At 67.8% G+C, this 26,515-nt stretch carries 1 protein-coding gene and 1 pseudogene (1 of these 2 only partly in view); both read left to right on the top strand.

The window, feature by feature from the left end:
• Positions 1–283 precede the first annotated feature (283 nt).
• Positions 284–21,064: a non-ribosomal peptide synthase/polyketide synthase gene (locus OED52_RS15320; protein ID WP_413247765.1), complete on the top strand. Its 20,781-nt coding sequence runs from the start codon at positions 284–286 to the stop codon at positions 21,062–21,064.
• Between the two features lie 126 nt (positions 21,065–21,190).
• Positions 21,191–26,515, top strand: a pseudogene (locus OED52_RS20845) (non-ribosomal peptide synthase/polyketide synthase) (its annotated part continues 24,279 nt past the right edge of the window); the annotation flags it as partial.

The following is a 26,515-nucleotide window of genomic DNA, read 5'->3' as shown; positions in this document are numbered from 1 at the left end:
GCGGTTTTCCGGCCGGTTCCGGAGCGCTGTAGATTGGACCGTGTGTGCTACTTACCGGTAGACGAGCTGCGCCGTCGAGATCTGTGCTCGGCGGCGCGGCTTTGTGCTGCGCGTAGAACAGGCTGTCCGACCATCGGCTCCTGTAACGCGCTGTGATCCTTTCAGGGATACATACGAGTGCGGGATCCTTCGGAATCGGTGGTTGCGGGGGTCGGGGTCACGGGGGGAGCGAGATGGTGACAACGATCTCGTCCGGAAGAACGAGGACTTGGGAGGCGTGGGATTGAACTCGCTGGGTGTCGGCGATGGTTCCAAGGGCGACAACTCGATGCGAGGCGGTGTTCCGGAAGGCGCCTTCCCGCTCTCTCCAGCCCAGATGGGCATGTGGTTCGCCCAGCATGTCGACCCCACGGTGCCCGCGAACATCGCGCAGTACGTCGAACTCGAGGGTGACCTCGATCTCGACCTGCTCCGCGAATCCAGCGCCCGCGCAGCCCTGGAGATGGGGTCGGGCTTCCTGCGCTTCATCGAGGTGGACGCGCAGCCCTACCAGCTCGTCGACCCGACCCTCCCCGCCCCTCTCGGCTTCGTCGATCTGAGCGAGGAGGAGGACCCTCGCCGGGCTGCTCTCGACTGGATGCGTGACGATCGCAGCCGTCCGGTCGACGTACTCGGTGATCGGCTCATCTCCGCGACCGTTCTCCGTATCGGAGAGCGCCGGTTCTTCTGGTACAACCGCGTCCATCATCTCGCTCTCGACGGGTTCGCCGCCGCCACCTTCATGACCCGGATCGCGGAGCTCTACACCGCGGCGGTCGAGGGTGTGGACCCGACTCCGAACCGTGCGTCCGATCTGCGCAAGGTCTACGACATCGAGATGGAGTACCGCAGCTCGAAGCGATTCGAGGACGACCGCAGGTACTGGGCGGAGCAGATCCGGGGTATCGAGGAACCGACCAGTCTCGCCGGCCGTATCGCCGCACCGGCACCCGTGAGCCGCATCGACAGTGCTGCACTCTCGGACGAGATCGAACGGCGCATCGAGCAGCTGGTGACCCGGGAGAACGCGAGTCTGGCCACGGCCGTCATCGCAGCGTTCGCCGCCTACGTCGCACAGATGACCGGACAGACCGACGTCGTCCTCAGCCTCCCCGTGGCCGCGCGTACGACGGCCCTGCTCCGGCGTTCCGGAAGCATGGTCTCGAACGTGGTGCCCCTCAGGCTGACCGTGGCCGACGACACGACGGTGCGCGACCTCCTGGCGGCGGCCGGAACCGCGGTGTCGGGCGCTCTGCGTCACCAGCGGTACCGGCACGAGGACATCGTCCGCGATCGCGCGGCCGACACGGTGACACAGTCCACCTTCTTCGGGCCGTGGATCAACATCATGATGTTCGACAACGAGGTGCGCCTCGGGGACATGGTGGGACGGATCAACATCCTTTCCACGGGTCTGATCGAGGATCTCGGCGTCAACGTCTACTCCAGTGGCGACAACACCCACATCGACTTCGAGTCGAACCCCAATCTCTACGGGCCCGGCCAGGCTGCGGACAACCACCGGCGGTTCGTCGAGTTCTTCGAACGGTTCGTGGGTTCGGATCCGGATCGGCCCGTCTGGGACATCTCCCTCGCCGACGACGCCGAGCTCGAACGACTGGTCACGGAGTGGAATCGCACGGATCATCCGGTGCGCTCGCGTGATCTGCTCGCCGCCTTCCGCGACCAGGTCGCGTCGACCCCTGATGCGACCGCTCTGGTCTTCGAGGGCGAGTCGCTCACCTACGCCGAATTCGCGGCGTGCGTCAACGCCCTCGCCCGCGAACTGATCGATCTCGGTGTCGGTCCCGAATCGCTCGTCGGGCTGTGTGTCCGCCGCTCGCTCGAACTCGTCGTCGGCATGTACGCCATCGTCGAGGCAGGTGGTGCCTGGGTGCCGATCGACCCCGACCATCCGGCCGATCGCACCGCCTACATCCTCGACACGGCGAAGCCGGTCGTCGTACTCACCACGGCGCGCGACGAGGTGGCGCTGCCGGAGGGGCCGGCGGTCCTGGAGATCGACACCTTCGATCACACACGGCGCGACACAGGTCCGATCACCGACGCGGAGCGCCGCGGACCGGTCCGTCCGGACACCACCGCCTACGTCATCTTCACGTCCGGGTCGACGGGCCGGCCCAAGGGCGTGGCGGTGAGCCACGTCGCCATCGACAATCAGATCCAGTGGATGAACGACCAGTACGGTCTGACGTCCGCCGACGTGTACCTGCAGAAGACCGCGACGACCTTCGACGTCTCCCTGTGGGGCTTCTTCATGCCCCTGCGGGTCGGCGCCACTCTCGTGATCGCCACACCGGACGGGCACCGCGATCCGGTCTACGTCGCGAACAGGATCGCCGAGCATCGGGTCACGATCACCGACTTCGTGCCCTCGATGCTCACGGTCTTCGTGGCGAATGCGCCTGAGGGCAGCTGTGATTCGCTGCGGCACGTGTTCGTCATCGGTGAGGCGCTGCCGGCCGAGACCGCCGCGGACTTCGCCCGCCTGTGCTCGGCCGGGCTCCACAACCTCTACGGCCCCACAGAGGCGGCCGTGTCCATCACCTACCACCGTGCCGGACCGGACGACGTGCAGACCGTCCCGATCGGTGTCCCGCAGTGGAACAGCCGCGCCTACGTGCTCGACCGCCGGCTGCGCCCCGTCCCCGTCGGCCGTCCCGGCGAGCTCTACCTCGCGGGTGTCCAGCTCGCACGCGGCTATCTCGACCGCCCCGACCTGACCTCCGACCGTTTCCTCGCCGATCCCTTCGGCGCACCGGGCGAACGCATGTACCGCACCGGTGACCTGGTGCGCTGGGAGACCGCCGCCGATGGTTCGGGCCGTCTCGAATACATCGGCCGGACCGACTTCCAGGTGAAGTTCCGTGGTCAGCGCATCGAGCTCGGGGAGATCGAAACGGTCCTCCTCGCTCATCCCGACGTCTCCCAGGCGGTCGTGCTCGTCGTCTCCACCGCCACCGGTGACCAGCTCGTCGGGTACGTCGTGGCCGCTCCCGGCCGGACGATCGACACCTCGGACCTCGCCGACCATGCCGGCCGGTCCCTGCCGTCGTACATGGTCCCGGCGTCCCTCATGGTGCTCGACGCCCTCCCGCTCAACACCAGCGGGAAGCTCGATCGCAAGGCCCTTCCCGAGCCGGTCTTCAGCAGCACCCGTATCTTCCGTGAGCCGTGCACCCCGGCCGAACGTGCCGTCGCCGCGGTCTTCGGTGAGGTGCTCGGCGTCGAGAAGGTGGGTCTCGACGACGACTTCTTCGAGCTCGGCGGCAACTCCCTCGTCGCCACCCAGGTGGTCTCCCGGATCGGGGAGGCGCTGGACACCCGGGTTCCGGTGCGCGCACTGTTCGAGTCGTCCACGGTCGTCGGACTGTCTGCGCGGCTCGCCAAGCAGATCGGATCGGGAGCGCGGCCCGCGCTCGTCGCGGGTCCGCGACCGGACGTGCTCCCGTTGTCGCTGGCGCAGCAGCGGATGTGGTTCCTGAACCGTTTCGATGCGGGAACCGCTGCCTACAACCTGCCGTTCACCGTGCGGCTGACCGGCCCGGTGGATCCGGTGGCGGTGTCGGACGCGTTCGCCGATGTGGTGGCGCGCCACGAGACGTTGCGGACGGTGTACCCGGAGATCGACGGTGAGCCGCAGCAGGTGGTCCTGCCGGCGGATCAGGCGGTGTCTCCGCTCGAACCCGTCGATGTCGACGAGTCCGAATTGCATTCGTCCGTCATGGATCTCGCCAGCCGCGGGTTCGACGTGACGTACGAGCTGCCGTTCCGGGTCGCCCTGTACCGGCTCGCGTCCGACGTCTACGTCCTTGCCGTGGTCCTGCACCACATCGCTGCGGACGGATCGTCCTTCGGTCCGTTCGCCCGCGACGTCGTCACCGCCTATTCCGCGCGTGTGGAGGGGCGGGAACCGGCCTGGCCGATGCCGGAGGTGCAGTACGCGGACTACGCGATCTGGCAGCGGACGTTGCTGGGTCGTGAGGACGATTCGGATTCTCTTGCTGCGAAGCAGGTTTCGTTCTGGGTGAACGAGCTGGACGGGTTGCCGGATCAGTTGGATCTGCCGGCGGATCGGTTGCGTCCGGCGGTGTCGAGTTTCGAGGGTGGTAAGTACCGGTTCGAGATCGATGCCGGGATCCATCGTGGTCTGGTGGATCTGGCGCGTGGGCGTCAGGCGTCGTTGTTCATGGTCGTGCACGCGGCCTATGCGGTGTTGTTGTCGCGGTTGAGTGGTTCGGACGACATCGCGGTGGGTACGGCGGTGGCGGGGCGTGGGGAGAAGGCGCTCGACGATCTGATCGGTATGTTCGTCAACACGTTGGTGTTGCGTACCCGGGTCGATTCGGGTGTGTCGTTCGAGGGGTTCCTCGATGCGGTGCGTGAGACGGATCTGCGGGCGTTCTCCCATGCGGATGTGCCGTTCGAGCGGCTCGTCGAGGTGATCAATCCGGCGCGGTCGACGTCGCGTCATCCGTTGTTCCAGGCCGCGCTCTCCCTCGAACCCGCAACTGTCCGCGACGTGTCGTTCGCGGGTGTTCGGGCCGTCGCCACCGAGCTGGACGTGCCGATCTCGAAGTTCGACATCCAGCTGATCGTGTCCGAGAAGACCGGTCCCGACGGGGAGCCGGCCGGTCTCGACGCCCGGTTCGAGTACGCCACGGATCTGTTCGACGCGGAGACGGTGGCGGTGTTCGCGGAGCGGTTCGTGCGGCTTCTCGACGGTGTCGTCGCTGATGCGGGTACGTGTGTGGGGGACCTTCCGATCCTGTCCTCCACCGAGGTCGATCGGTTGCTCGGGACGGTCGGTCCGGAGCCGGGACAGCCCTGCACTCTGGTGGAGTTGCTGACCGCTGGTGCGGTGAGGCATCCGGAGCGGGTGGCTGTGCGGGACGGTTCGACGGTGCTGAGTTACGACGAGCTCGATCGTTGGTCGAGCCGGATCGCGCGGTATCTGATCGGGCGTGGTGCGGGTCCGGATCGGATCGTGGCGTTGTCGTTCCCGCGGTCGTGGGAGATGGTGCTCGCGGTGTGGGCGGTCGCGAAGACGGGTGCGGCCTATGTGCCGGTCGATCCGGAGTATCCGGCCGATCGTGTGCTGCACATGCTCGACGATTCGTCGGCTGTGGTGGGGTTGACGAGCGAGCGTTACGGTGCGGGTCTGCCGCAGTCGGTGGACTGGATCCGCCTCGAGGATGCGGATTTCGTGTCTGCGTGTGCGGGGCAGTCGGATGCGCCGGTGACGGATGCGGATCGGTTGTCGCCGTTGCGGATCGATCATCTGGCCTATGTCATCTACACCTCGGGTTCGACGGGTCGGCCGAAGGGTGTGGCGGTGACCCATCGGGGTCTGGCCGGGTTGGTGCGCGAGAGCGTGGAGCTCTACGGGGTGTCGGAGCAGTCGCGGATCCTGCATGTCTGTTCGCCGAGTTTCGATCCGTCGGTGCTGGACTGGACGATGGCCGGTTCGACGGGTGCCGAGTTGGTGGTGACGCCGCCGACGGTCTACGGCGGTGCGGAGTTGCGTGAGTTGATCGAGCGCACCGGGGTCACGCATGCGGTGATCACGCCGGCGGTGCTGGGGTCGGTGGATCCGGCGGGGCTGGATTCGTTGCGGACTCTCAATGTCGGTGGTGATGTGTCGACGGCGGATCTGGTGGCGCGGTGGGCTCCGGGTCGGCGGTTCTTCAATGCTTACGGTCCGACGGAGACGACGATCGTCTCGACGCGTGGTCGTCTCGAGGTCGGTGGGCCGATCACGATCGGTGGTCCGGTGGCCGGGGTGCAGGCGTTGGTTCTGGACGGTCGGTTGCGGCCGGTGCCGGCGGGTGTGGCGGGTGAGCTGTATCTGGCCGGTGATGTGCTGGCGCGGGGGTATCATCGTCGTCCGGTGTTGACGGCGTCTCGTTTCGTGCCGAATCCGTTCGGGGGTAGTGGTTCCCGGATGTACCGCACGGGCGACATCGTGCGGTGGGACGACGCGCACCGGTTGGTGTTCGCGGGTCGTTCCGACTTCCAGGTGAAGGTCCGTGGTTACCGGATCGAGCTGGGGGAGATCGATGCGGCGTTGCTGACGCATCCGTCGGTGAAGTTCGCGGCCACGATCGGTCACGAGATGCCGTCGGGGCAGACGGCTCTGGTGTCGTATGTGCACGGGGACGGGGCTGTCGATGCGGTGGAGTTGTCGGATCATGTGGGGCGGTCGTTGCCGTCGTACATGGTGCCGGCGCAGATCGTCGTGCTCGACGAGGTCCCGTTGAATCCGGTGGGCAAGTTGGATCGCCGGGCGTTGCCGGAGCCGCAGTTCGGGGTCGGTCATCGTGAGTTCCGGGCGCCGAGCACTCCGATCGAGGAGACGGTGGCGACGGTCTTCTCCGATGTTCTCGGTGTTCATCCGGTGGGGCTCGACGACGATTTCTTCGAGCTCGGTGGTAATTCGTTGCTGGCCACCCAGGTGGTGTCGCGGCTCGGTGCCGCGCTCGACGCGCAGGTACCCGTGCGGGTGTTGTTCGAAGCGTCGACGGTGGCTGCGCTCGCGGTACGTGTCGAGCAGGAGGCCGGCCGCGGTGCGCGGATCGCCTTGACGAGAATGCCGCGCCCCGAGCGTGTTCCGCTGTCGTTGGCGCAGCAGCGGATGTGGTTCCTCAACCGCTTCGAACCGAACTCGGCCATCTACAACCTTCCGATGGCACTGCGTCTGACGGGCGCACTCGACATCGCGGCCCTCCAGGTCTCCGTGATGGACGTCATCGACCGGCACGAGTCGCTGCGCACCGTCTTCCCGGATTCGCCCGAGGGGCCGCGGCAGGTCGTTCGCCTGGCCGCGGAGGTCGTTCCCAACCTGACCCCGATCCGGATCGAACGGGACGAACTGCCCACGGAGGTCCATCGTCTGGCAGCCTCCGGAATGGACGTCTCCACGGACGTGCCCATCCGCGCCGCGCTGTACGAGCTCGGTCCCGAGGAGTACGTGCTCACGCTGGTCGTGCACCACATCTCCGCGGACGGATGGTCCACGGGTCCCATGGCGCGCGACATCATGATGGCCTACGCGGCGCGGACCGAATGGGAGGCGCCGGCGTGGGCGCCGTTGCCGGTCCAGTACGTCGACTACACGCTGTGGCAGCGCGAGCTGCTCGGTTCGGAGGACGACCCGGCCTCCCTGATCTCGCGGCAGCTCGACTACTGGCGTCGCACCCTCGACGGCCTGCCGGATCGGATCGACCTGCCCACCGATCGTCCCCGCCCCGCGGTCCAGTCCTATTCCGGTGCAACCGTGCACTTCTCGATCAGTTCCGAACTGCACCGCGACCTCGTCGAACTGGGGCGCACCCGCAACGCCTCCCTGTTCATGGTCGTGCACGCCGCGCTCGGTGTGCTGCTCGCACGACTGTCCGGCCAGGACGACATCGCTGTCGGAACGCCGGTCGCCGGACGCGGTGAGCAGGCTCTGGACGACCTGATCGGTATGTTCGTCAACACCCTCGTGCTGCGAACGGAGGTCGACCCCGGCCTGCCGTTCACCGGGCATCTCGCCCGGGCGCGGGAGGCGGCCCTGGGTGCGTTCGGTCATGCGGACGTACCGTTCGAGCGTCTCGTCGAGGTTCTGAATCCCGCGCGTTCCACCGCGCGACATCCCCTGTTCCAGGTGATGCTCTCGTTCGAGAACATCCAGATCGAACACGTGGAACTTCGGGGACTCACCCTCGAGCTGATCGAACTGGACGATCCCACGGCGAAATTCGATCTCCAGCTGACGCTCAAGGAGGAGTTCACCCGGGACGGCGACCCCGGTGGTCTCCGGGCCGAGTTCACCTACGCCACCGACCTGTTCGACCGCCCGACGGTGCAGAGCTTCGCGGACCGGTTCGTCCGCATCCTCGAGACCGTGGTCCGGGATCCGGAGACGGCGGTCGGTGACATCGAGCTCCTCGATGCGAACGAACGTGTGGCGCTGCTCGAGGAACGGAACGCCACGGCGCATGCCGTCGCGTCGGCGACCCTCGGAGATCTGCTCGACCGGCGGGTCGCGGTCGCGCCGGATGCGGTCGCGTTGGTCACCGAGGACCAGCAGTGGACGTACGCAGAGTTCGACGCGCAGGTCAACCGGCTCGCCCGGTACCTGATCTCGCAGGGTGTGGGCCCGGAAACCGGTGTCGGATTGGCGATCCGTCGTTCGGCGGAACTCGTCGTCGCGATCCACGCCGTGGTCAAGGCCGGTGGCGCCTACGTCCCCATCGATCCGGACCAGCCTGCCGGACGCAACGAGTACATCCTCGAAACGGCCGCACCAGTGGTGGTACTGACCACGACCGGCGCCTTCGAGAGCTCGTCGATCCGTACCGTCGCGATCGACACCCTCGACCTGTCCGGTCACTCGGCCGCCCCTGTGACGGACGACGATCGGATCGCACCGCTGGTGCCTGCGAACACCGCGTACGTCATCTTCACGTCCGGTTCGACGGGACGGCCGAAGGGCGTGGCAGTGAGCCATGCAGCGATCGTCAACCAGATCACCTGGCTGATCGACCGATACGGTCTCGGCCCCTCCGATGTGGTCCTGTTCAAGACACCGGCCACCTTCGACGTGTCGCTGTGGGAACTGTTCGGCACTCTCGCCGCCGGTGGGCGGCTGGTCGTGGCGGCGCCGGACGGTCATCGCGATCCCCTCTACCTGGAACGGGTGATCGCCGAGCACGCGGTCACCGCGGTGTCCTTCGTGCCGTCGATGCTGGCGGCCTTCGCCGCAGAGGTGTCGGCGGAGCACTGCGAATCGCTGCGTCTCGTCCTCGCCGCAGGTGAGGCACTGCCCACCGCCACCGTGGCGGCGTTCTCGCGCATCAGCCGGGCCGAGGTGCACAACCTGTACGGCCCGACCGAGTTCACTGTGCACGCGACAGCGCGACAGGTCGCGGACGCTTCCGGGGCGAGTGTGCCCATGGGTACACCCGTGTGGAACGCGCGTGCGTACGTGCTCGACCGGCGTCTGCACCCGGTACCGGTCGGTGTTGCGGGTGAGCTGTACCTCGCCGGTGCCCAGATTGCACGGGGGTACACGGGTCAGGCCGGTCTCAGCGCTGAACGTTTCGTCGCCGATCCGTTCGGTGCGCCCGGCGGAACCATGTATCGCACAGGTGATCTCGTGCGCTGGATCCCGGATCCCTCCGGGAAGGCGGCCGAACTCGAGTATCTCGGACGCACCGACTTCCAGGTCAAGCTGCGCGGTCTGCGGATCGAGCTCGGCGAGATCGAGGCAGCGCTCCTCGCGCTGGACGACGTAGAGCAGGCGGTCGTGTCGCTCTACGCGGATGCCCGCTTCGGTGAGCACCTGGTCGGTTACATCGTGCCGGCCGCAGGACGGTCGCCGGAACCTGCCGAGATCTCCCTTCGGCTCTCGAACACGTTGCCCGCCTACATGGTTCCGACGGCGTACGTTCTCCTGGAAGCATTCCCGCTGGGCGCCACGGGCAAGCTCGACCGCAAGGCCCTGCCTGCGCCGGTGTTCGAGTCCAAGGAGTTCCGTGCCCCGACGAACCCGGTGGAGGAGATCGTCGCGTCGGTGTTCGCCGACGTGCTCGGCCTGGACCGGGTGGGTCTGGACGACGACTTCTTCGAGCTCGGCGGCAACTCGCTCGTCGCCACCCAGGTGGTCGCTCGTATCGGAGAAGCCCTCGGCCGCCGTGTGGGGGTACGCACGCTCTTCGAGGCGTCCACCGTCGAGAGGTTGGCCGCCGTCGTCGAGTCGGATGCGTCGGCGGTTGCGCGCCTACCGCTGGTGGCCGTCCGGCCCCGTCCGGACCGGGTGCCGTTGTCGATGGCGCAGCAGCGGATGTGGTTCCTGAACCGTTTCGATGCGGGAACCGCTGCCTACAACCTGCCGTTCACCGTGCGGCTGACCGGCCCGGTGGATCCGGTGGCGGTGTCGGACGCGTTCGCCGATGTGGTGGCGCGCCACGAGACGTTGCGGACGGTGTACCCGGAGATCGACGGTGAGCCGCAGCAGGTGGTTCTGCCCGTGGAGCAGGCGGTGGTACCGCTGGTCCCGGTGGATCTCCAGGAGAGCGAACTGCGCTCCGCGGTGCTGGATCTCGCGGGCCGCGGGTTCGACGTGACGTGTGACACCCCGTTCCGGGCGGCGCTGTACCGGCTGGCTCCGGACAGTTACGTGCTGGCGATCGTGTTGCACCACATCGCTGCGGACGGATCGTCGTTCGGTCCGTTCGCCCGGGACGTGGTGACGGCGTACTCGGCGCGGGTGGAGGGCCTGGAGCCGGGGTGGACACCCCTCGAGGTGCAGTACGCGGACTACGCGATCTGGCAGCGGACGTTGCTGGGTCGTGAGGACGATTCGGATTCTCTTGCTGCGAAGCAGGTTTCGTTCTGGGTGAACGAGCTGGACGGGTTGCCGGATCAGTTGGATCTGCCGGCGGATCGGTTGCGTCCGGCGGTGTCGAGTTTCGAGGGTGGTAAGTACCGGTTCGAGATCGATGCCGGGATCCATCGTGGTCTGGTGGATCTGGCGCGTGGGCGTCAGGCGTCGTTGTTCATGGTCGTGCACGCGGCCTATGCGGTGTTGTTGTCGCGGTTGAGTGGTTCGGACGACATCGCGGTGGGTACGGCGGTGGCGGGGCGTGGGGAGAAGGCGCTCGACGATCTGATCGGTATGTTCGTCAACACGTTGGTGTTGCGTACCCGGGTCGATTCGGGTGTGTCGTTCGAGGGGTTCCTCGATGCGGTGCGTGAGACGGATCTGCGGGCGTTCTCCCATGCGGATGTGCCGTTCGAGCGGCTCGTCGAGGTGATCAATCCGGCGCGGTCGACGTCGCGTCATCCGTTGTTCCAGGCCGCGCTGGCGTTGGAACCGGCGACGGTGCGTCAGGTGTCGTTCGCGGATGTCACCGCGGTCGGCGACGAGATCGACATGCCGATCTCGAAGTTCGACATCCAGCTGGGAGTGGCGGAGAAGACCGGTCCCGACGGGGAGCCGGCCGGTCTCGACGCCCGGTTCGAGTACGCCACGGATCTGTTCGACGCGGAGACGGTGGCGGTGTTCGCGGAGCGGTTCGTGCGGATCCTCCGCGGGATCGTCGCCGATGCATCGATCCGGATCGGCGACCTGCCGATTCTGTCGGAGGACGAAACGGGCCGGCTGCTGAAGGTTGTCGGTCCGGAGCCGGGACAGCCCTGCACTCTGGTGGAGTTGCTGACCGCTGGTGCGGTGAGGCATCCGGAGCGGGTGGCTGTGCGGGACGGTTCGACGGTGCTGAGTTACGACGAGCTCGATCGTTGGTCGAGCCGGATCGCGCGGTATCTGATCGGGCGTGGTGCGGGTCCGGATCGGATCGTGGCGTTGTCGTTCCCGCGGTCGTGGGAGATGGTGCTCGCGGTGTGGGCGGTCGCGAAGACGGGTGCGGCCTATGTGCCGGTCGATCCGGAGTATCCGGCCGATCGTGTGCTGCACATGCTCGACGATTCGTCGGCTGTGGTGGGGTTGACGAGCGAGCGTTACGGTGCGGGTCTGCCGCAGTCGGTGGACTGGATCCGCCTCGAGGATGCGGATTTCGTGTCTGCGTGTGCGGGGCAGTCGGATGCGCCGGTGACGGATGCGGATCGGTTGTCGCCGTTGCGGATCGATCATCTGGCCTATGTCATCTACACCTCGGGTTCGACGGGTCGGCCGAAGGGTGTGGCGGTGACCCATCGGGGTCTGGCCGGGTTGGTGCGCGAGAGCGTGGAGCTCTACGGGGTGTCGGAGCAGTCGCGGATCCTGCATGTCTGTTCGCCGAGTTTCGATCCGTCGGTGCTGGACTGGACGATGGCCGGTTCGACGGGTGCCGAGTTGGTGGTGACGCCGCCGACGGTCTACGGCGGTGCGGAGTTGCGTGAGTTGATCGAGCGCACCGGGGTCACGCATGCGGTGATCACGCCGGCGGTGCTGGGGTCGGTGGATCCGGCGGGGCTGGATTCGTTGCGGACTCTCAATGTCGGTGGTGATGTGTCGACGGCGGATCTGGTGGCGCGGTGGGCTCCGGGTCGGCGGTTCTTCAATGCTTACGGTCCGACGGAGACGACGATCGTCTCGACGCGTGGTCGTCTCGAGGTCGGTGGGCCGATCACGATCGGTGGTCCGGTGGCCGGGGTGCAGGCGTTGGTTCTGGACGGTCGGTTGCGGCCGGTGCCGGCGGGTGTGGCGGGTGAGCTGTATCTGGCCGGTGATGTGCTGGCGCGGGGGTATCATCGTCGTCCGGTGTTGACGGCGTCTCGTTTCGTGCCGAATCCGTTCGGGGGTAGTGGTTCCCGGATGTACCGCACGGGCGACCTGGCCCGCTGGTCCGTGCCCGGCGAGCTCGAATATCTCGGCCGTGTCGACGACCAGGTGAAGGTCCGTGGCTTCCGGATCGAGCTCGGTGAGGTCGAAGCGGCGGTGCTCGCACAGGATGCGGTTGCGCGTGCCGCCGTGGTCGTGCGTGAGGACACCCCGGGTGTGCCGCGGATCGTGGCGTACGTCGTCGCACGTGACGGGGCCTCGGTGGATCCCGAGACGCTGCGCGAGGGTGTCTCCGCGATGCTGCCGGAGTACATGGTTCCGTCCGCGTTCGTGGAGATCGACGCGATCCCGTTGACGGTCAACGGCAAGCTGGACCGGCGGGCGCTGCCCGCTCCGGTGTTCGAAACACGGCGTTTCCGGGCACCGTCCACGCCGATCGAGGAGATCGTGGCGGGAATCTTCGCCGACGTGCTCGGTGTCGAGCGGGTCGGCGCGGACGACGACTTCTTCGAGCTCGGCGGCAACTCGTTGCTGGCCACCCAGGTGGTCTCCCGGCTCGGTGCCGCGCTCGACGCGCAGGTACCCGTGCGGGCACTGTTCGAGGCCTCGACGGTCGCGTCGCTGGCGACGCTGGCCGAGCAGGAGGCCGGCCGCGGTGCCCGGATGCCGTTGACGAGAATGCCGCGCCCCGAGCGTGTTCCGCTGTCGTTGGCGCAGCAGCGGATGTGGTTCCTCAACCGGTTCGACCCCGACTCGGCGGCGAACAACATTCCCGTCGGGGTGCGGTTGACCGGAGCGCTCGACGTCGACGCCCTCCGGGTGGCTCTGAGCGACGTCGTCGCACGGCACGAGACGCTGCGCACCGTGTACCCGGACGTCGACGGGGTCGGCCGGCAGGAGATCCTGCCGCCTCGTGACGTGGTGTTGCCGGTCGAACAGATCGACGAGAGCGCCCTGTTCGAACGGGCCGAGCGGTTCACCGCGGAAGGTTTCGACGTCACCGCCGAGGTTCCGCTGCGGGTGGTGCTGTTCGCTCTCGGTCCCGACGACCATGTGCTCTTCCTCGTGGTGCACCACATTTCCGCAGACGGTTTCTCCCTGCGTCCGCTCGCGCGCGACATCATGGTGGCCTACGCGGCCCGGTCCCGTGGCGACGTGCCGGCCTGGACTCCGCTCGAGGTGCAGTACGCCGATTACACGCTGTGGCAGCGCGAGGTGCTCGGCTCGGAGGACGATCCGGAGTCGGTGCTGTCCCGGCAGACCGAGTACTGGACCCGGCAGCTGGCGGATCTGCCCGAGCAGCTCGACCTGCCCTCCGACCGGACGCGACCCGAGGTCGCGTCCAATCTGGGACGCACCAGCCGCTTCCGGATCGACTCCGGCCTGCACTCCGATCTGGAAAAGCTTGCACGGGAACAGAACACGTCACTGTTCATGGTCGTGCACGCGGCTCTGTCGGTGCTGCTGGCGCGCCTGTCCGACAGCGAGGACATCGCGATCGGCACGCCTATCGCCGGACGCGGTGCCGCCGCACTCGACGACCTGGTGGGCATGTTCGTCAACACCCTCGTGCTGCGCGTCGGTGTGCGCAACGACGAACCCTTCCGGAACCTGCTCGCGCAGGTGCGCGAGGTCGACCTCGACGCCTTCGCGAACGCGGACGTGCCGTTCGAGCGTCTGGTGGAGATCCTCGATCCGGAGCGGTCGCAGGCGCGGCACCCGCTGTTCCAGGTGGCGCTGACCTTCCAGAACACCGGTGCTGTCGAATTCGAGTTCGACAGGGTCACGGCGCGGGCGGTCGACTACGAGGCGCCCACCGCGAAGTTCGACCTGCAGTTCACCTTCGCCGAGAGGACCGGCGAGGACGGCACCTCGGCCGGCATGGACTTCGCCGTCACCTATGCGACCGACCTGTTCGACGATCTGCGCGTCGCAGCGTTCGCGGAGCAGTTGCAGCGCATCCTGCGCGCCGTGGTGGACGATCCCGCGGCCGTCGTCGGCGACATCGAGATCATCGACGATTTCGAGCGGGAGCTCGTCGTTTCGCGGTGGAATTCGCTGGGTGACGATGTTGCGCCTGCGGGTGTGACGTTGGTGGATCTGTTCGAGGGGCAGGTCGCCGAGCGTGGGGATGCGGTCGCGGTGCGGTGCGGTGGGGACGTGATGTCCTATCGCGAGCTGGGGGCGCGGGTGCATCGTCTGGCTCGGCATCTGATCGGTGTGGGTGTGGGGCCGGAGGATCTGGTGGCGGTGGCGTTGCCGCGGTCGGTGGATCTGGTGGTGGCTCTGTTGGCGGTGCTCGAGGCGGGTGCGGGGTATCTGCCGATCGATCCGAATTCGCCGGCGGAGCGGATCGAGTTCCTGGTGTCGGATGCGACGCCGGTGGCCGTGCTCACCGCTTCTGGGGTCGAGGTGTCGTTCCCCGCTTCGGTGCCGGTGATCGAGTTGGATCGGCTCGAGTTGTCCGAGGTGGCAGACACGCCGATCAGTGATGCCGAGAGGCGGGCGCCGTTGACGGCGGCGAATCTGGCGTATGTGATCTACACGTCGGGTTCGACGGGCCGTCCGAAGGGTGTGTTGATTCCGCATCGGAATGTGGTGCGGTTGATGGTCAACACCGAGTCGGTGTACGGCTTCGGGCCGGCGGACGTGTGGACGATGTTCCATTCGTATGCGTTCGACTTCTCGGTGTGGGAGTTGTGGGGTCCGCTGTTGTACGGCGGCACGCTGGTGGTAGTGGACTACTTCACGTCGCGGTCGCCGGAGGCGTTCCGGGAGTTGTTGATCCGTGAGCGGGTGACGGTGCTGAATCAGACGCCGTCGGCGTTCTATCAGCTGGCCGAGGCCGATCGGGTCGCTGCGGACGATGCGCGGTTGTCGTTGCGGTACGTGATCTTCGGTGGTGAGGCGCTCGAACCGCGCCGGTTGGCGGGTTGGTTCGAGCGGCACGGGGATACGGCGCCGCGGTTGGTGAACATGTACGGCATCACCGAGACGACGGTGCACGTGTCGTACCGGGAGGTCGGTGCGGAGCTGGCCCGGGGTGCGGCGAGTGTGGTGGGTGTGCCGATCGCGGGGCTGCGGGTGTATGTGCTCGATCGGCGGTTGCGGCCGGTTCCGGTCGGGGTGGCCGGGGAGATGTACGTCGGTGGTGGCCAGCTGGCGCGGGGTTATCTGCGTCGGCCGGGGTTGTCGGCGTCGCGGTTCGTGGCGGATCCGTTCTCGGGTGACGGGGGTGTGTTGTATCGCACCGGTGACGTTGCGCGGTGGGCGGTGTCGGGTGATCTGGAGTATCTGGGTCGTGCCGATGATCAGGTGAAGATCCGTGGTTTCCGGATCGAGCTCGGTGAGGTCGAGGCGGCGGTGCTGGCGCAGGATGCGGTTGCGCTTGCGGCGGTGGTGGTGCGTGAGGACACTCCGGGTGTCGCGCGGATCGTGGCGTATGTGGTTGCGCACGAGGGTCTCTCGATCGATGTCGAGGTGTTGCGCAGTGGTGTGTCGGTGGTGTTGCCGGAGTACATGGTGCCGTCGGCGTTCGTGGTGCTCGATGCGATTCCGTTGACGGTCAACGGCAAGTTGGATCGGCGGGCGTTGCCTGCGCCGGTGTTCGAGACGCGGGCGTTCCGGGCGCCGTCGACGCCGGTCGAGGAGATCGTGGCGGGTGTGTTCGCCGAGGTGCTCGGTGTCGAGCGGGTCGGTGCGGACGACGACTTCTTCGAGCTCGGTGGTAATTCGCTGCTGGCGACGCAGGTGGTGTCGCGGGTCGGTTCGGCTCTCGACGCGCAGGTGCCGGTGCGGACGCTGTTCGAGGTCTCCACGGTTGCCGAGCTCGCGACACGCGTCGAGCAGGAATCCGGTAGGGGAGTGCGGGTGCCGCTCGCCGCGCGGACCCGCCCGGAATCGGTTCCGTTGTCCCCGGCGCAGCAGCGCATGTGGTTCCTCAACCGCTTCGACCCCGAGTCGACGGCCTACAACATCCCGTTCGCGCTGCGCCTGACCGGTGCGCTCGACGTCGACGCGCTGCGCGCCGCCGTCGGCGACCTCGTCGCACGGCACGAGACGCTGCGCACCGTATACCCCGAGACCGCGGACGGTCCGGTCCAGCGTGTCCTGCCGGCCGCCCGCGTGCGGCCTGGTCTCGAACCGGAGGACGTCGCCGCAGGGGACCTCGACGCGCGTATGCACGAGATCGTCTCGGCCGGCTTCGACGTCACGAAGGACGTCCCGGTGCGCATGCACCTGCTGCGGGTGGCCGAGGACGAGCACATCTTCGTCGTCGTGGTCCAGCACATCAGTGCGGACGGCTCGTCGATGCTGCCGCTGGTGCGCGACGTCATGACGGCGTACGCGTCCCGCTCGGCCGGCAGCGAACCGGTCTGGGCTCCGCTCGAGGTGCAGTACGCCGACTTCGCGTTGTGGCAGCGCGAGGTGCTCGGCGCGGAGGACGATCCGGACTCGACGGTGTCCCGGCAGCTCGCCTTCTGGCGGGAGAATCTCGCGGATCTGCCCGACCAGCTCGATCTACCTCTCGACCACCCGCGGCCCGCGCAGCAGAGCTTCCGTGGTGACCGGATCGAGTTCACGATCGGCGCCGAGCTGCATGCGGGACTGCGCGATCTGGCGCGGACCCGGAACGCCACGGTGTTCATGGCGGTCCACGCCGCCTTCGCGGCGCTGCTCGCCCGGATCTCCGGGTCGTCGGACATCGCGGTGGGAACGCCCATCGCCGGCCGGGCCGAGCGTGCCACCGAGGACATCATCGGCATGTTCGTCAACACCCTCGTGTTGCGGTTGCAGGTCGAGGGAGATGCGTCCTTCGCCGAGCTGCTCTCCGCGGCACGGGAGAACGACCTGCAGGCCTTCGCGAACGCCGACGTGCCGTTCGAACGGCTCGTCGAGGTCCTCAACCCGGCCCGCTCCACCGCCCGGCACCCCTTGTTCCAGGTCGGATTCTCGTTCCAGAACCAGGGCCGTGCCGAACTCGAACTGCCCGGTCTCGGTATCGAACCCATCGATCTCGAGGGCGGCACGTCGCAGTTCGACCTGCACCTGATCGTCACGGACCGTTACGGCGAGGACGGCACGCCGGAGGGCATCGACGCGATCCTGACCTACGCGACCGACCTGTTCGACCGCGCGACCGCAGAGGGGGTCGCCGCGCGCTTCGAGCAGCTGCTCGCTGCCTTCGTCGAGGCACCGACGGCGCCGGTGGGCGACCACGCCCTGTTGCTGCCCACCGAGCGCCGCGAGGTGCTCACCGCCTGGAACGACACCGCACACGACACCGGACGGCCGGTTACCCTCGTCGACCTGTTCGACGAGCAGGTGGCCGCGCACCGTGACACCGTCGCGCTCGTGTACGAGGGCCGGCAGTGGACGTACGGCGAGTTCGATGCCGAGGTCAACCGCCTCGCCCGGCACCTCGTCGGGCTCGGGGTCGGTCCCGAGGACCGGGTGGCGCTGGTGATCCGCCGTTCGCCGGAGCTGCTCGTGGGCATGTACGCGATCGCCAAGAGCGGCGCGGCCTACGTGCCCGTCGACCCGGATCAGCCGTCGGAACGCAACTCCTACATCCTCGACACGGCCGCCCCCGCTGCGATCGTGACCACGAGCACCGACCGCGTCGAGTACGGCACGGTACCGGTGATCGAGATCGACGGCCTCGACCTCACGGACGTCGCCGACGGTCCGGTGACCGATGCCGAACGGGTCGTCCCGCTCCGGCCGCGGAACACCGCCTACGTGATCTTCACGTCGGGCTCCACCGGCCGGCCGAAGGGCGTCGCGGTGCCGCACTCCGCGATCGTCAACCAGCTCCTGTGGAAGCGGGACCACTTCGGTCTCGGTCCGGACGACGCGGTGCTTCTCAAGACCGTCGCGACGTTCGACCTGTCGGTCTGGGAGTTCTGGTCGGCCCTCACCAGCGGCGGGCGGATCGTGATCGCGACCGCCGACGGGCACCGCGACCCCGACTACCTGCTGCAGCTCCTGCGCGAACAGCAGGTCACCACCCTGCACACCGTGCCGTCCATGCTGTCGATGCTGATGACGGTCGCGGCCGGAGAGGTGGCGCCGTCGCTGCGACGGATCCTCGCGATCGGTGAGGCCCTCCCGGCCGCGGTGGCCCAGCAGTTCCGCACGGCGAACACCGCGACGCTGTACAACCTCTACGGCCCGACCGAGGCGGCCGTCTCGGTCACCGTCCACGAGGTCGGTGATGCGGACCGGACGGTCGTCCCGATCGGTGTGCCCGAGTGGAACACCCGCGTGCACGTCCTCGACGACCGGCTCCAGCCGGTCCCGCCGGGGGTCGCAGGTGAGCTCTATCTCGCGGGTGCCCAGCTCGCCCGCGGCTACCACGACCGCCCGGACCTCACCGCCGACCGCTTCGTCGCCGATCCCTTCGGCGGCGGGCGCATGTACCGCACCGGCGACATCGTCCGATGGAACCGGGCCGGCCGGCTCGAATACCTCGACCGGGCCGACTTCCAGGTCAAGGTGCGCGGTTACCGCATCGAACTCGGTGAGATCGAGACCGTCCTGCGTGAGCTGCCGGGAGTCCGGGACGTGGCCGTCCTCGTGCGCACCACCGCGCACCTCGGCGACCGTCTCGTCGCCTACGTCGTGCCGGAGGAGGACGCGTCCTTCGATGCGGCTGCGACACGGGCGGCGCTCGCGGACCGGTTGCCGTCGTACATGGTGCCCTCGGCCTTCGTCGAACTCGGGGCGCTGCCGCTGAACACCAACGGCAAGCTCGATCGGCGTGCGTTGCCCGATCCCGAACTCGATGCGGGCACCTTCCGTGCCCCGACCGATCCGGTCGAGGAGATCGTGGCGGCGACCGTCGCCGAACTGCTCGGAGTCGAACGCGTCGGACTCGACGACGACTTCTTCGAACTCGGCGGCAACTCGCTGCTCGCTACGCAGCTCACCGCCCGGCTCGGTGCCGCACTCGACACCCGGATCCCGGTCCGGACCGTCTTCGAGGCGTCCACGATCGTCGCTCTCGCCGCACGGATCCGGCCGTCGGTGGGACAGGGGGCGCGTCCTGCCCTCACCGCGGTGCCGCGGCCCGACCGGATCCCGCTGTCGCTGGCACAACAGCGCATGTGGACGCTCAACCGGGTCGATCCGGAGTCGGGTGTCTACAACATCCCGGTCGCCGTGCGGCTGACGGGTGCCCTGGACGTCGACGCCCTGCAGTCGGCGATCGCCGACCTGTTCGCCCGGCACGAGGTGCTACGGACGATCTACCCGGACACCGAGGAGGGACCGGTCCAGGTCGTGCTGCCGGTCGCCCGGGTGGTGCCCGACGTGACCCCCGTCGACGTCACGGCCGGCGAGCTCGTCGAGCGTCTCACCGAAGTGCTCGGTACGGGCTTCGACGTCACCGCTTCGACGCCGCCGGTGCGGATCGCCCTGTTCCGGGTGGCGGCCGACGAACACGTGCTCGCCGTCGTCGCGCACCACATCAGCGCCGACGGGTACTCGATCCGACCGCTCGTGCGGGACGTCATGATCGCCTACGTCGCGCGCGCCGAGGGCGAGGAACCGGGCTGGCAGCCGCTCGAGGTCCAGTACGCCGACTACACGCTGTGGCAGCAGAGCATCCTCGGCTCCGAGGACGACCCGGCCGGCGAGCTGTCACGTCAGCTGGGCTACTGGGAGCAGGAACTGGCGGGCGCACCGGAGGTCCTGGCCCTGCCCACCGACCGGCCGCGTCCGGCCCGCCAGTCCACCCTCGGGGAGTCGATCACCTTCACCATCGGTGAGGAACTCGCCCAGCGGGTGGAGAAGACGTCCCGGGAGCACAATGCGACCGTCTTCATGACCGTGCACGCCGCCTTCGCGGTGCTGCTGTCGCGGTTGGCGGGCACCGAGGACATCGCCGTCGGCACCCCGACCGCCGGTCGCGGGGAAGAGGCCCTCGACGACCTGGTAGGCATGTTCGTCAACACGCTCGTGCTCCGGACCCGGGTGGCCGGTTCCGCGACCTTTGCGGATCTGCTCGCCCAGGCCAAGGAGAAGGACCTCGCGGCGTTCGGCAACGCCGACGTGCCGTTCGAGCGTGTCGTCGAGCGCCTCGGTGTGCGGCGGAGCAGCGCGTACACGCCGCTGTTCCAGGTGATGCTCACCTTCCAGAACATCGACACGGGCACCTTCGAGCTTCCGGGGCTGGCCGTGTCGGCGCTGGAGACGGGGGCGGACCAGGCGAAGTTCGATCTGCAGTGCACGGTGGTCGAGCAGTTCTCGCCCAGTGGATCGCTGCAGGGCCTGGACGTGACGTTCACCTACGCCACGGCTCTCTTCGACAAGGCCACGGTGGAGGCCTTCGGTGAGCGGTTCGTGCTGATCCTCGACACCGTGACCTCGGACCCGCAGACCGTGTTGCGATCCATCGACATCCGGACCGAAGGGGAGCGGGCCCGGGCGGCCAGGCCGCGGAAGACGCACACGATCGCGGACCTGCCAGACCTCGTCGCCGCCGCTGCGACCACCGCAGCCGACACCGTCGCCTTCCGGCACGGTGATCGGGAGGTCACACTCGGCGAGTTCGCGCAGCGCCTGGAGACGATGGCCACGACCACCGGTGGGGCGCTCACCGCGGAAGCACTGGTATCGGTGGTGCTCAACGGCCTGGTACCGGGAATGCTGCCCGAACTGGGTGCCGACGGACTCGCGCGGTTTGTGAGCGACGTCATCGCTGTCGTCGAAGGCGTGACGGATACGGATTAGCCCCGTGTCGGTGAGGTCGGGATAATGGAAGATCGACTGTCCTTCGGCTGACTCCGTCGGGTGAATGGGGGGCAGAGGCGCGTACGGCGATCAGCCATGCGCACGTTGTACAGGAGGGTGACGTAGATGACGGGTGCCATGGGTGGCAAGCCGAAGCCGACCATCGAGGATCTGCCGAGGCTGCTCGCCGCTGTGGTGAACCTTTCTCCCGACCGCCCGGCTCTGGTCGACGGTGAGACCTATGTCACATACGACCGGCTGCAGCAGGAGATCTCCACGCTCGATACCGCCATGGGCGGAGCGCTGGGCTTCGATGCACTACTGTCCGTCGTGCTGTCGAACGTGGCACCCGGACTGCTCGGAGGAGGCGGGCTTCCCGCCGTCGTCGACTCTCTGCTGGCGGATGCCACCGAACTGCTCGGGGACGACGCGGCGGTCCTCACGAGCGTCGCCGCGGACACGCTCGTCGCCCGATTCGACCAGCAGGTCGCGGCGAGCCCCCACGCGATCGCGCTCGAGTTCGAGGGTGAGACGCTCACCTACGCCGAGTTCGACGCCCGTGCCAACCGGCTCGCGCGTCATCTGATCGGCCTGGGAGTGGGGCCGGACGCACGAGTGGGTCTCGCGGTCCGCCGCTCGTTCGAACTCCTCGTCGGCATGTACGCCATCGTCAAGGCCGGCGGTGCCTACGTCCCTCTCGACCCCGACCACCCCGCCGACCGCCTGGCCTACGTCCTCGAGATCGCCGAACCCGTCGCGGTCGTCACGACCACCCGTGACGACGTCGACCTGCCGAGCGCTGCCCCGGTCGTCGCCCTCGACACCCTCGACCTGTCGGAGCTGTCCGACGAGCCGATCCGGCCCGACGAACGCCTCGGCGAACTGACCGCCGACAACCTCGCCTACGTCATCTTCACCTCCGGGTCGACGGGCCGCCCCAAGGGCGTCGCCGTCGAGCACCGCGCGATCGTCGCGAACATCGCGTGGCGGCAGTCCGAGTACCGCCTGAACCCCGACGACGTGGTGGTCCAGAAGACCCCCTTCACCTTCGACGTGTCGGTGTGGGAGTTCTTCTGGCCGCTGCAGGTGGGGGCCCGTCTGACGATCGCTGCACCCGACGGCCACCGCGACCCGGCCTATCTCGCCCGCACGATGATCGAGCGCGGCGTCACCGTCGCGCACTTCGTGCCGTCGATGCTCGCCGTCTATCTCGCCGAGCCCACCGCCGCGTCGGTGGACACCCTGCGTTACGTCTTCGCATCGGGTGAGGCCCTGCCGCCGCAGACCGTCACGCGGTTCTACGAGGTCTCCTCGGCGCGTCTGCACAACCTCTACGGTCCGACCGAAGCGGCCGTCGACGTCACCTACTTCGCCACCTCCCCCCAGGACGCGGTCGTGCCGATCGGTGCGGCAGTCGCCGACACCGACCTGTACGTCCTCGACGAAGGTCTCCGTCCGGTCCCCGAGGGCACCGAGGGTGAGCTCTACCTCGCCGGTGTACAGCTCGCGCGCGGATACCTGCGCCGGCCCGACCTCACCTCCGACCGCTTCGTCGCCGACCCCTTCGGCGAACCCGGCAGCCGCATGTACCGCACCGGCGACCTGGTGAAGGTGAACACGGACGGGCAGATCGAATACATCGGCCGAACCGACTTCCAGGTCAAGCTTCGTGGTCTGCGCATCGAACTCGGTGAGATCGAGTCCGCGTTGCTCGACCACCCGGCTGTGCGGCAATCCGTCGTGATCGTGCACTCCCATCCGACGCTCGGCGACCATCTCGTCGCGTACCTCGTCACCGACGGGCGCGCGGCCGATCGCTCCGAGCTCGCCGATGCGGTGCGCCGGCGCCTGCCCGACTACATGGTGCCGTCACTGTTCGTCGAACTCGACGAATTCCCGCTCGGTTCCAGCGGCAAGCTCGATCGGAAGGCTCTGCCCGAACCCGATTTCGGCTCGTTGCAGCGGGAGTACCGGGCCCCGTCCACTCCCACCGAGCACGCCGTGGTCGCGGCCTTCCAGGAAGTGCTCGGCGTCGAGGGGCTCGGCGTCGACGACGACTTCTTCGAACTGGGCGGTAATTCTCTGAGTGCGACGCGTGTCGTCGCCCGCCTCAGCGCCGACCACAAGGTCCGGATCGACGTTCGTGAGTTCTTCGACGCCCCGACGGCCGCCGAACTCGCGATGCGCGTCGACGCCGCGATGGCGGCCGGCGGCAACGGTCGTGCTCCGCTGGTGGCGCAGGAGCGTCCGGAGCGGGTGCCGTTGTCGTTGGCGCAGCAGCGCATGTGGTTCCTCAACCGGTTCGACACCGAGTCGGCGGTGAACAACATTCCGGTGGCGATCCGGTTGTCGGGCAACCTGGATTTGGCGGCGCTGCAGGCGGCGGTGGCCGATGTGCTCGCCCGGCACGAGTCGTTGCGTACCGTGTACCCCGAACTCGACGGTGTCGGTTACCAGCAGGTGCTTCCGGCGGCGGAGGTGGTGCCGGATCTGACTCCGGTGCCGGTGGCCGAGGAGGATCTGTTCGCCGAGGCGGCGGCGGTCGTCGGGGTCGGTTTCGATGTGACCGTCGAGGTGCCGTTCCGGGTGCGGTTGTTCGCGGTGTCGGAGTCCGAGCATGTGCTGGTGCTGGTGGTGCATCACATTGCGGCGGATGGTTTCTCGATGGGGCCGCTCACGCGGGACCTCGTCACGGCCTACGCGTCTCGGGTTGCCGGTGAGGCCCCGGCGTGGGCGCCGCTCGAGGTGCAGTATGCCGATTTCGCGATCTGGCAGCGTGAGGTGCTCGGTAGCGAGGACGATCCGCAGTCGCTGATCTCGGCGCAGGTCGGGTTCTGGACGAAGGCTCTGGCGGGTGTGCCGGAGCAGCTGGATCTGCCGGCGGATCGGCCGCGTCCTGCCGTGGCGTCGTATCGTGGTGCGTCGCACCGGTTCACGATCGATGCGGACCTGCGGGCGGCGATCGTGGATCTGGCGCGTCGGACGTCGGCGACCGAGTTCATGGTCGTCCATGCCGCGTTGTCGGTGCTGCTGGCCCGGTTGGCGAACGCCGACGACATCGCGATCGGCACCCCGGTGGCCGGTCGTGGTGAGGCTGCGTTGGACGACCTGGTGGGTATGTTCGTCAACACTCTCGTTCTGCGGACGCAGGTCGATGCGGGTGAGTCGTTCGAGGGTCTGTTGTCGCGGGTGCGGGGTGCGGATCTCGAGGCCTTCGGGCATGCGGATGTGCCGTTCGAGCGTCTGGTGGAGATCCTCGATCCGGAGCGGTCGACGGCGCGGCATCCGTTGTTCCAGGTGATGCTCACCTTCCAGAACCTCGATGCGGTGTCCCTCGAACTGCCGGGACTCGCCGTCTCCGGTCTGGACGTCGATGCTGCTCTGGCGAAGTTCGATCTGCAGGTCACCGTGGCCGACGACGTCACGGACGGCTATCTCGTCGAGCTCACCTACGCGACGGACCTGTTCGACGCCGAGACGATGGAAACCTTTGCCGACCGGTTCACCCGTGTTCTCGGTGCAGCCGTCGCCGATCCTGCTGTGCCGGTGGGTGAGGTGGATCTGCTCGATGAGGTCGAGCGGTCGCGGGTGCTCGAGGTGTGGAACGACACGGCGTGTGTGGTGGATTCGTCGGCGACGTTGGTTGATCTGTTCGTCGGGCAGGTGCGGCGGTCGCCGGATGCGGTTGCGGTGGTGTTCGAGGGTGAGTCGCTGACCTATGGTGAGTTCGCGTCTCGGGTGAATCGTCTTGCGCGGCATCTGATTTCTCTGGGTGTGGGTCCGGAGTCGCGGGTGGCGTTGGCGATGCGCCGGTCGACGGAGTTGCTGGTGGGTATGTATGCGGTGCTCGCCGCGGGTGGTGCGTATGTGCCGATCGATCCGGATCAGCCGGATGAGCGCAACGGGTACATTCTCGAGGTCGCCGAGCCGGTGGTGGTGTTGACCACCGAGCGTGACGGTGTGGTGGTGCCGGGGCAGGGGTCTGTCCCGAGTGTGGCGATCGATTCGCTGGATCTGTCGGCGGTGTCCGATGCGGTGGTGTCGGATGCGGATCGGGTGGCTGCGTTGCGGTCGGGCAATACGGCGTATGTGATCTTCACGTCGGGGTCGACGGGCCGGCCGAAGGGTGTGGCGGTGTCCCACTCGGCGATCGTGAACCGGCTGGTGTGGATGCAACACGAGTACGGGTTGTCGCCGGCGGATGTGGTGTTGCAGAAGACGCCGTTCACGTTCGATGTGTCGGTGTGGGAGTTCTTCTGGCCGTTGCAGGTCGGTGCGCGGTTGGTGGTGGCGGCGCCGGGTGGGCATCAGGATCCGCAGTATCTGGCGGCGGTGATCGCACAGCAGTCGGTGACGACGTTGCATTTCGTGCCGTCGATGCTGGCGGTGTTCGTCGAGCAGGCCGATGCGCGGCAGGTGGCGTCGGTGCGGCGGGTGTTCGCGTCGGGTGAGGCGTTGCCGCCGACGACCGCGGCGCGGGCGCGGCAGGTGTTCGCGCAGGCGGGGCTGCACAATCTGTACGGGCCGACCGAGGCTGCGGTGGATGTGACCTTCCATGAGGTCACGGATGCGGATGTGGTGTCGGTGCCGATCGGTGCGCCGGTGTGGAACACGCGGGTGTTCGTGCTCGATGGGCGGTTGCGGCCGGTTCCGGTGGGTGTGACGGGTGAGTTGTATCTGTCGGGTGTGCAGTTGGCCCGGGGGTATGTGGCGCGGCCGGATCTGACGGCGGAGCGGTTCGTGGCGTCGCCGTTCGGTTCGGGGGAGCGGTTGTATCGCACGGGTGATCTGGTGCGGTGGACCGGTGATGGCGAGCTCGAGTACATCGGGCGGACGGACTTCCAGGTGAAGTTGCGTGGTCTGCGGATCGAGCTCGGCGAGATCGAGTCCGCGTTGCTCGAGCATGCTCCTGTCTCGCAGGTGGTCGTGGCGGTCCGGCACGACCAGCTCGTCGCCTATGTGGTTGCGGCGCCGGGGCGGACGTTCGACCGGTCGGCTGCGCAGTCGGCGTTGGGTGCGGTGTTGCCTGCCTACATGGTGCCGTCGACCTTCGTGGTGCTCGATGAGATGCCGCTCGGCAGTTCGGGCAAGGTCGACCGCAAGGCGCTGCCCGATCCTGTCTTCGAAACCCGGGGTTTCCGGGCTCCGACGAACCCGGTCGAGGAGATCGTCGCCGGTGTGTTCGCCGAAGTCCTCGGTCTCGAGCGGGTCGGTCTCGACGATGATTTCTTCGCTCTCGGTGGCAACTCGTTGATCGCTACCCGGGTGGTCGCGCGTCTCGGCGCTGCTCTGGGCACGTCGGTGCCGGTACGAGGATTGTTCGAAGCGTCGGATGTCGAGTCGTTGGCGGCGCGGATCGAGCAGCTCGACACCGCCGGTCGTGCTCCGCTGGTGGCGCAGGAGCGTCCGGAGCGGGTGCCGTTGTCGTTGGCGCAGCAGCGCATGTGGTTC

This window comes from Rhodococcus sp. Z13 (genome assembly GCF_025837095.1).
Lineage (GTDB): Bacteria > Actinomycetota > Actinomycetes > Mycobacteriales > Mycobacteriaceae > Rhodococcus > Rhodococcus sacchari.
The sequence above is the reverse complement of the archived record's forward strand: the minus strand, read 5'-3'. Positions and strand labels throughout refer to the sequence as shown.